This is a genomic window from Mycobacterium sp. NGS51 (genome assembly GCF_059812525.1).
This window is the reverse complement of the sequence record NZ_JCALCV010000028.1, coordinates 42,300-50,936: the sequence shown is the minus strand read 5'-3', so window position 1 is coordinate 50,936 and position 8,637 is coordinate 42,300. Positions and strand designations below refer to the sequence as shown.

General features: G+C 67.9%; 6 protein-coding genes. 3 read left to right on the top strand and 3 right to left on the bottom strand.

The features are described 5' to 3' along the window. Positions 1 to 130 precede the first annotated feature (130 nt). Complete coding sequence (locus tag AC5Y5W_RS24025; protein WP_500013565.1) at positions 131 to 628, top strand: hypothetical protein; 498 nt, start codon at positions 131 to 133, stop codon at positions 626 to 628. A 10-nt stretch (positions 629 to 638) separates the two neighbouring features. On the opposite strand, the gene AC5Y5W_RS24020 is transcribed toward AC5Y5W_RS24025, so the two are convergent. The 3 genes from AC5Y5W_RS24020 to AC5Y5W_RS24010 are packed head-to-tail and all read right to left on the bottom strand — an operon-like array spanning position 639 to position 6,591. Then, entirely contained in the window at positions 639 to 2,105 is a 1,467-nt protein-coding gene (locus tag AC5Y5W_RS24020; RefSeq protein WP_500013567.1) for a lipase maturation factor family protein, read from the bottom strand. Positions 2,106 to 2,156: 51 nt separating this feature from the next. Further along, positions 2,157 to 6,368 carry an alpha-(1->3)-arabinofuranosyltransferase gene (locus AC5Y5W_RS24015; protein WP_500013637.1) on the bottom strand — a complete coding sequence of 1,404 codons (4,212 nt, stop codon included), beginning with the start codon at positions 6,366 to 6,368 and terminating at the stop codon, positions 2,157 to 2,159. 49 nt (positions 6,369 to 6,417) lie between these two features. Next, the gene (locus tag AC5Y5W_RS24010) at positions 6,418 to 6,591 is read right to left on the bottom strand and encodes a DUF2613 domain-containing protein (RefSeq protein ID WP_065013670.1); all 174 of its coding nucleotides are present in this window, start codon (positions 6,589 to 6,591) and stop codon (positions 6,418 to 6,420) included. Positions 6,592 to 6,704: 113 nt separating this feature from the next. Here AC5Y5W_RS24010 and AC5Y5W_RS24005 point away from each other — a divergent pair, with 113 nt between their 5' ends. Beyond that, on the top strand, positions 6,705 to 7,850 hold the full coding sequence (locus tag AC5Y5W_RS24005) for a glycoside hydrolase family 3 N-terminal domain-containing protein (RefSeq protein WP_500013569.1): 1,146 nt from the start codon (positions 6,705 to 6,707) through the stop codon (positions 7,848 to 7,850). A 68-nt stretch (positions 7,851 to 7,918) separates the two neighbouring features. Next, the gene (locus AC5Y5W_RS24000; protein WP_500013571.1) at positions 7,919 to 8,611 is read left to right on the top strand and encodes a TetR/AcrR family transcriptional regulator; all 693 of its coding nucleotides are present in this window, start codon (positions 7,919 to 7,921) and stop codon (positions 8,609 to 8,611) included. Positions 8,612 to 8,637: the final 26 nt, after the last annotated feature.

Here is an 8,637-nt window from a genome sequence, read left to right as displayed (position 1 = left end):
ATTAACTATTCGGAGTCCTGCCGCTCATGGTTGGGTGATGGATGCCGCCCTCGGCCGGCCATCGAGCTGTCAATCAATAGCCGACTCCATGGGGCGTAAGCCGCGCGCGAGTACCAAGGAGCATTGCCAAATGCGGAGCAGAGCCAGTGCGCTGCGGATCGGGTGGGGACTGTGGACCGGCGCCGCCGCCGGCGCGGCGGGCACCACTGCGCTGAATGTCCTCACTTACCTCGATATGGCGTTGCGGGGTCGGCCGGCAAGCACAACGCCTGAAGAAACCGTCAAGGCTTTGGTGCGCCTGCTGCACTGGACGATCCCCGGCGGCCTCGATACCCAACCGAACCGTATAGCCGGCGTCGGCGCTCTTATGGGTATCGCCGCTGGTATCGGCATAGGCGCGCTTCTCGGACTACTGCGCGCGCTCGGTTGGCGTCCCGGCAGAGTGCTCACCACAGTCGTCGCCACCGCCGGCGCTCTGATCGGCACCAACGGACCGATGATCGCCCTCGGCGTGACCAACCCGCTTACCTGGGGTGCCGTCGGCTGGATTGCCGATGTCGTTCCGCACCTCGGTTACGGCCTCGTCACCGCGCTGGTCCTGTGCCAGCTGGACCCTCCGCGCCGCTGAGCGCTAGTCGCTACTCCTCGCTCCGGGTGGCTTTGCGCGAAGGGAATGTCATCTCCTCCAACGCGATCGGCGGGACATACCGTCCTTCCAGCGTGCGATGCCACCAGGCCCGCTCGTGGCGCAGTTCCTGCCATGTGGTGAAGCGGTATCGGTAGAGCTGGACGCGCACATACTTGGGTGGGCGCTCGGGGAAGGGATTGTGCCGCAGCAGCCGCAGCGTCGGTCGATCGTTTTGCAGCAGCCGCAGCAGAAATTCTCGCAGCCACGGATATGCGTAGTTCGGGGATATGGCAGCGAACCACATCAACCAATCCAACCGCAAATGGTATGGCGCCCATTGCCGCGGCAGGCTGCGAACTGCGCCCGGCTTGCCTTTGAATTCGTACTCTTCCCATACCGTTTCATCGGTGATCGTGGAGTCGTTGGTGCCTTCGATCACCACTTCGCGGCGGGTTCGTCCGACGCTGCCGAACGCACCGTAGGTGTTGACCAAGTGAAAAGCGTTGAACGACATGTTCATCCGTTGACCCCGCGAGATCATGTTGCGCATCGGCCAGTAGCTCAGGAGCAGCGTGGCTCCGGCGAACATGATCACCAGCGCCGCGAACCAGATCGGTGGTTCGGCCAAGGCGGGCGGCTGCGGAATCGGCAGCACCGCTGCCGCCGATGTCGTGTCGATCGCGCTGCAGCCCAACAGGATCGTCAACCAGTTGAGCCAGGCGAAGTTTCCGGAGGCCACCAGCCACAGCTGGGTGATAACGATAATCGCCGCTGCCACACTGGCTATCGGCTGCGGCGCGAACAATCCGAACGGCACGACGAGTTGGGCGAAATGGTTGCCGGCCACCTCAATTCGGTGCAACGGCTTGGGCAGGTGGTGAAAGAACCAGCTCAGTGGCCCGGGCATCGGCTGCGTCTCGTGGTGGTAGTACAGGCAGGTCAGGTCGCGCCAGCACCGGTCGCCGCGCAGTTTGATCAGCCCCGCCCCGAACTCGAGCCGGAACAGCAGCAGGCGTGCCAGCCACATCGTCAGCACCGGCGGCGCAACATCGTCGTTGCCGAGAAAGATCGCCAGAAAGCCGGTTTCGAGCAGCAACGACTCCCAGCCGAACGAGTACCAGGTTTGCCCGACGTTGACGATCGACAGGTAGAGAACCCACAGCAGCAGCCACATCAGCATGGCCGCCCAGAGCGGCACCAGGCCGGCTAGTCCGGCGGCGATTGCAGCCGACAGTGCGGCGCCGAACCAGGCAACCGCGGCAAAGAACCGGTCGGAATAGTGAACGTGGAAAATGCTTGGCACCCGGCGAAACGACACAGCAGCCAGATACCGGGGCACCGGCAGCATTCCGTGCTCCCCGATCAGCGCCCGGAACTGTTGTGCGGCCGCGACGAACGCGAGCAGGTAGACAACGGCAATACCGCGCTCCAGCACCAGCCGGCCCAACCAATATTCAGGTGCGCTGAACCATCCCATCCCCGCTGCCTCTCGGACGGTAGATGCCTATTGTCCCGCGTACCCCGCCAGTCAGCGGCGAAACGGCTCGCGTCGCAGCCGCACCGCCGAGGACGCCAACACTGCCAGCGAAACCAGCGCCAGCAGCTGCACACCCGCGGAATGCCCGGCATAACCGTCGACCGAGCGCCACGGATGCCGGGACAGCATGGCACCGGCCAGAATCAAACCGCCGGCACTCGCGCCGATGGTGACCGCATCCCGCCATCGCTGTCGATCGCGCAACGTCCATTGCAGTCCCAGCGCGGCGGCGAACACCGCGATCCCCACCGGACCCGCGACCATCCCGCCGGCCCCCACCAGCGCCACCGCCGCCCACGGCCCGGGAGCCCACGGACGGGCAGGCGGGTCGCTGCGGCCCGGGTTGCGGCGGACCGGCCACCCAACCAGCAAAACCAGCAGCGGCAGCAGCACCAATCCGCCACCCAGCCCGGCGCGATACGCCGAGTTCGGCGCAAAGGTCAGCGTGATGGTGCCCGACGTCCCCGCCGGCACTATCCAGCCCTGCTGCCACCCGTTGACGGCCACGGGGTCCAGCAGGGTCCCATTGCCGGTGCGCGCCCGCCAACCGCGATTGATGCTTTCCGGCACAACCAGCACCCGCGAGACGGTCGCATCGGGTACCCGTACTTCGCGGTGCGCCGCGCCCCACATTCCAGTGGCTGCGGGAATCGTTGTCGCGCTGGTTAATTGGTCAGCGAGGGGATCCGATAGCTGAACACCGTCGACGCTGAACTGCTCACCGGGACTAATCAGCAGCTCCTGCTGACCGGCCGGTAGCGCGATCGGCTGGCGCTCGCACGGCTGGGCGGCCACCGGCTCGCCGTCCAGCAGCGCGCCCACTGTGGTGGTGATCATGGTGTGCACAAAGCGGCCGGCGATCGCGACGACCGGGCCGTGGCTGCAGTCGACGATGACCTCGCGCGAGCGGTTGCGGGCGGCGTCAGCGGCCGCCACCGGATTGCCGTCGGCGTCGATCACCGTAATCTCGGCCAGCCCCGGTGGTTTCAATTGATCAAACCCCAGCGCAGTACGGTCGATGACGTCGTCCCAGGCGAGCAGGCTGATGATGACGCTGTCGGTCAGCCGCGGTTTCAGCGCCACGATCTGAGCCTCGCCGTCGGTGTCCGCGTTCAGTTCCCGGATCTGTGGGCCGTCGCCGAGATCCACCGCGACCAGGGTCGGATGCGAGGGCACGGCCGACCGGGCGGCGGTGAGCCGCAGTCCGGTCACCTCGGCTGGTCGGGGCAGCGTCAATGTCAGCGTCGGCGGCGTCTTGTGCTGCACAACCCGTTGCGGCGCCGTCCACGCGGTGGCCGGATCACCGTCGGTGACCGCATATGCCGAGCCGGAGACATCGAGGAGATCGGAGTCGCCGCGGGCGCGGGTGGTGTTCGGTTCGGCGATCAGATCGGCCAGTTTGGGGCCCTGCCGGGCCCGCACCCACACCGCGGGAGTGACCGACACCTGCTGCGGCACGCTCAACGTGCGGCTCAGGGTGGTTGGCACTTCCGGGGCCAACGCCATCGACGCCGCGCAGCGCATGTCCTGCGGACCTTCGGCGCAGCCGGGCCGGCCCAGCAGCTCGGAGCCCAGATCCCAACGGGCCACCGCTGAGCCCGGCGGCGGGCCGGGCACTCGGACGGTATGCCGTAGGTCGATGGGGTGGGCGAAGCCGTTGGCGTCGTACTGGGTGATGGACAGATCGGTGATGCCGAACTGCACACCGCCGGACCCGTCGTCGGTGCCGATCGCGGTGACGCGCACCCACGGGGTTTCGCCGTAGGGCAGCGCCGCGGTGAGCGGCTTACCGGCTTCGTCGAACCGCAACGTGGTCGTGCCGTTGACGGTCTCGATCTGGATCCGGCGGACCTGGGCGCCGACCGCGGTCGGGCTGGGCGTCAAGGTGATCACGCTGTTGGTCACCGGATGGTCGAAGTCCACCTGCAGCCATTGGCCCACCGCTGACTGCAGTCCGTTGGACACCCATGCCGTCCCCGGGTCGCCGTCGACTGCGGCGGCCGGAGAGGTCGCCGGCGCGACGTCGGGCAAGGCGGTGGCATCCGACGAGGAGCTCGATGCGGTGAGCCGACCGGCTGTCCAGCCGCCGTAGACAGTTTCCGCGCCCGGCGTGGGATAGTCCGGCACCCGGTTGTGGGTGTGCCGGGCGTCGCCAACGGCCCGGATCGCCGACGAGTGATCATCGACGCGGCCGTAGTCGGTCTCCCGGGCAACCGGAGTGTCGGTGACGGTGACGACGGGCGTCGGCAGGCCGGCACGCTGGGCGTCGGCGGTCATCAGTACCGGTCCCAGTGCCGGCCTCCCGAGCAGGCGACGGCGTTCGTCGAGGCGCAACAGCACCTCGGGGCCGCCGTCGACCCGGGTCAACTGGTCGGTGTCGGCGAAGTAGGGAGCGGCCGGGTCGCCGCCGCCGGACGCGACCCGGTAGATCTCCACGGCCGGGTACCGCGGCCGCAGGCCGCTGTCGCTGATGAACCCCGACACCGGTCCGGGGCCGACCGGCGCGCCGAACTGGGCCACCTTCTGGAGTCGCGCCGACCCCGCGATAGCCCGGTGCACCAGGATCGGGCGGGCCGAACGTGACGTGTCCGGATCCAGGTCGTTGCGCAGCACCACATAGGAAATACCTTGGCGGGCCAGGGTATCGGCGAGGCCGGCCGAGGGGCGGCCGGCCGCGATCAGCCGTTGTACCGAGTCCAGCGCGCGGATGGTTTGCGGCGGGGTCAGCGGAATCGAGTCCCGCACCCCCCACGGGCTGTCGCCGAGCACCTGCAGCGGCTCGTCGTGGCTGGTGCCCCACACCTGAGTGGCGAACGGGGCACCTGGGACCACCAACACGCGGCCCGGCGTCGGCGTACCGGTGTTGTGCTCGGTCAGCCAGTCGGCGGCGTCGTGCCAATACTGAGGTATCGCGCGGAATGCGCCGGGTGGAGTCATCCGACCGGTCCAGGCCAGCGAGGTGGCGACCATCAGCGCGGTCAACACCACGATCCCGGTTGCCATGCGTTTGTCGCGTTCGGGGTGGGCTAGCGCGCGAATCCACGCCGGCGCCGGTGTGCTGCCCGGGAGTGGCACCCGACCCAGCAGCTGGGCCAAACCCAGCACCAGCGGGATCCGGATCAGCGACTCCAGCTTGTGCACGTTGCGCAACGGCGCCCCTCCGGCATCCAAGAAGGCCTGCACCTGGTGCGCCACCGGCGAGCCGAGCCCGCCGGAGTAGCCGACGGCGATCAGCGTCACCCCGACCAGCAGCATCGTCACCAGCCGCCCGCGGGCCGGCATGCCGCGCATGGCGAGGCCGGCCAGACCCGCCGCGGCAACCAGGCAGGTGGCCAGGATCATCACCGACCCGGTGACCAGCGGAGCACCCGCGGTGGCGTCGGGCGCCACGAACGGCGTCCAGCTGTCGGTGCCGCGCAGTACCTCCACCAGCGACGACCATCGCGTGGTGACACCGGAGGATTCGATGAAATCCAAGAACGGCGGGCTGATCCGGGCCATCAGGACCAATGCCACCATCCACCACGACATCGCCAGGATCAGCGCCAGCAGCCACCACGCGGTGTAGCGCCACCACAGCCGGTTGGGCCGATGACATGCCCACCAGATCACCGCCGGCAGGCAGCCGGCCAGCGTCGCGATGGCGTTGACCGCCCCCATCAACGCCACCGCCAGCCCGGCCTGCCCCGCCAGTCGGCGCACTGATCGGCTGGCGCCGCCGCGCAGCGCCAGGATGGTGGGCAACAGCACCCACGGCGCCAACATGATCGGCAGCGTTTCCGAGGATATCGACCCGAGCGTGGTCAGCACCCGCGGCGACAGCGCGAACGCCGCCGCGGCGATCACCCGGGACGCCGGGCTTCCGATGCCCAGCGCCTCGGCCACCCGCAGCAGTCCCCAGAAGCCGACGGTGAGCAGCAGCGCCCACCACAGCCGCTGAGTCACCCAACCGGGCAGCCCCAGCAGGTGGCCGGCCAGGAAAAACGTGCCGTGCGGAAAGAGGTAGCCGTAGGCCTGGTTCTGCGCCTGTCCGAACGGCAGCTCGCTATTCCACAGATCGGTGGCGCGCGCCAGGAAGCGCAGGGGGTTGGCGGTGAGGTCGAGCTTGGTGTCGGGGGAGATCTGCCCGGGCGACTGGGCGAAGGTCAACGCCAGCGCCGCCGCCGCGACCAACCACAACCACCGCCGCGACAGGCCCACCACCGTCAAAGACGCCGCCTCCTGCGAGGCGGTCCGAGTCGAGGTACTCAGCTCAGGTGCGGTTGCCGTACTCAACCCGGTTGAGTACCGAGGACTGCGGGTCGCCGCCGGGCAGCGGCGGCTTGGTGTCCTGCTGCACCATCAAGGTGATCCCGAAGATGGCGGCGGCACCCAGCAGCAGACCGACCACGATGCTGGCTGCAGCTGGCGCAACGAACCGGTTCATCGGGGGCTCCTTGAGAGTGCGGACTGGTGATCGCCGGACCTAGTCGCCCAACCTAGCACTATGGCCGGGCGGGGCGGCGCCGTCGCCGATGCGTCCCGTGACAGCATGGGCCGATGGCTCTCTTACGCGTCTTGGCCACCCTTGCTGCGGTGTCAGCGCTGATCGCGTCATGTGGCACCACTGCAAAGCCGCCGGAGTCTCCGAGCGCATCGTCGCCCGCACCCCGTCAGCCGGCCTGCGGTGAAGGGACGGCCATGCTGACGGCAATGTCGGGCCGCGACAAGCTGGCTCAGTTGCTGATGGTGGGAGTGCGCAATGCCGACGACGCGCGAGCGGTCGTGGCCGACCACCACGTCGGTGGCATCTTCATCGGCAGCTGGACCGAGCTATCGATGTTGACCGATGGTTCACTGCGCGGCATCGCCGGTAGCGCGGGACCGCTGCCGCTGGCAGTCAGCGTCGATGAGGAGGGCGGCCGGGTATCGCGGCTTTCGTCGCTGATCGGATCGGCGCCGTCGGCGCGGATGCTGGCGCAGACCCTCAGTGTCGACGACGTTTACGCGACTGCGCTGGACCGTGGCCACAAGATGCGCGGGCTGGGTATCACCGTCGACTTTGCACCGGTCGTCGATGTCACCGACGCCGCCGACGACACGGTCATCGGCGACCGCTCGTTCGGCGCGGATCCCAAGGTGGTCACCGAATACGCCGGAGCCTATGCCCGCGGCCTGCGTGATGCCGGGCTGCTGCCGGTGCTCAAGCATTTCCCCGGCCACGGACACGGTTCGGGCGACTCACACACCGGCGGTGTGGCCACGCCACCGCTGGACCAGTTGCAGCACGATGACTTAGTGCCCTACCGGACGCTGGTGAGTGCGACGCCGGTCGGGGTGATGATCGGTCATTTGCAGGTTCCCGGCCTGACGAACGACCAGCCGGCCAGCCTGAGCCCGGCGGCTGTGCACTTGCTGCGCACCGGCGACGGCTACGGCGGGCCGCCGTTCGACGGCCCGGTGTTCAGCGACGACCTGTCCAGCATGGCCGCGATCAACGAGCGCTACGGGGTGCCTGAGGCGGTGCTACGCGCGCTGCAGGCGGGCAGCGACATCGCGCTGTGGGTCACCACCGACGAGGTGCCCGCGGTGCTCGACCGGCTGGAGAAGGCGCTGGCCGCAGGGGAGTTGGCGCAGCCGGCGGTGGATGCTTCGGTGCTGCGGATGGCAGCGGTGAAGGGCCGGCCAGCGGGGTGCGGCCGATAGCGGGTGTGCGCTAATCGCACATTGCTTACTCTGGAGTCAGATATCCGGCTGCAGACGAAGGGCAGACGATGGCAGGTGGTACCAAGCGGCTACCGCGTGCCGTCCGCGAACAGCAGATGCTCGACGCCGCCGTCGAGATGTTCTCGATCAACGGCTACCACGAAACCTCGATGGATGCGATCGCAGCCAAAGCAGAGATCTCCAAACCGATGCTGTACCTGTACTACGGCTCGAAGGAAGAACTCTTCGGCGCGTGCCTGAACCGTGAGCTGTCCCGTTTCATCGACGGCGTACGTGAAGACATCGAGCTTCAGCAGAGCCCGAAGGACTTGCTGCGCAACACCATCGTCTCCTTCCTGCGCTACATCGATACGAACCGGTCGTCGTGGATCGTGATGTACACCCAGGCGACCAGCTCGCAGGCGTTTGCTCATACTGTGCGTGAGGGCCGCGAGCGAATCATCGAACTGGTGGCGCGCCTGCTTCGGTCGGGGACCCGAAATCCCGACCCCGGCACCGACTTCGACATGATGGCCGTGGCCCTGGTGGGTGCGGGCGAGGCGGTGGCCACTCGACTGAGCACCGGCGACACCGACGTCGACGAAGCCGCCGGGCTGATGATCAACCTGTTCTGGCGCGGTCTGAAAGGCGCGCCCAGCGACGCGGCCCCCACTGTCACGACTTTCGAGCGTGACTCCATGGCTTCGAGTGTGAACACCGGGCGGGATTCCGGCGACTTTCCCGCCCAGGATTCACACTGAAATCCAACGATGCACAGTCGAACGTC

Coding starts and splice junctions, on each gene's coding strand:
- AC5Y5W_RS24025 (WP_500013565.1), top strand. CDS start 131: ATGCGGAGCAGAGCCAGTGCGCTGCGGATCGGGTGGGGACTGTGGACC.
- AC5Y5W_RS24020 (WP_500013567.1), bottom strand. CDS start 2,105: ATGGGATGGTTCAGCGCACCTGAATATTGGTTGGGCCGGCTGGTGCTG.
- AC5Y5W_RS24010 (WP_065013670.1), bottom strand. CDS start 6,591: ATGAACCGGTTCGTTGCGCCAGCTGCAGCCAGCATCGTGGTCGGTCTG.
- AC5Y5W_RS24005 (WP_500013569.1), top strand. CDS start 6,705: ATGGCTCTCTTACGCGTCTTGGCCACCCTTGCTGCGGTGTCAGCGCTG.
- AC5Y5W_RS24000 (WP_500013571.1), top strand. CDS start 7,919: ATGGCAGGTGGTACCAAGCGGCTACCGCGTGCCGTCCGCGAACAGCAG.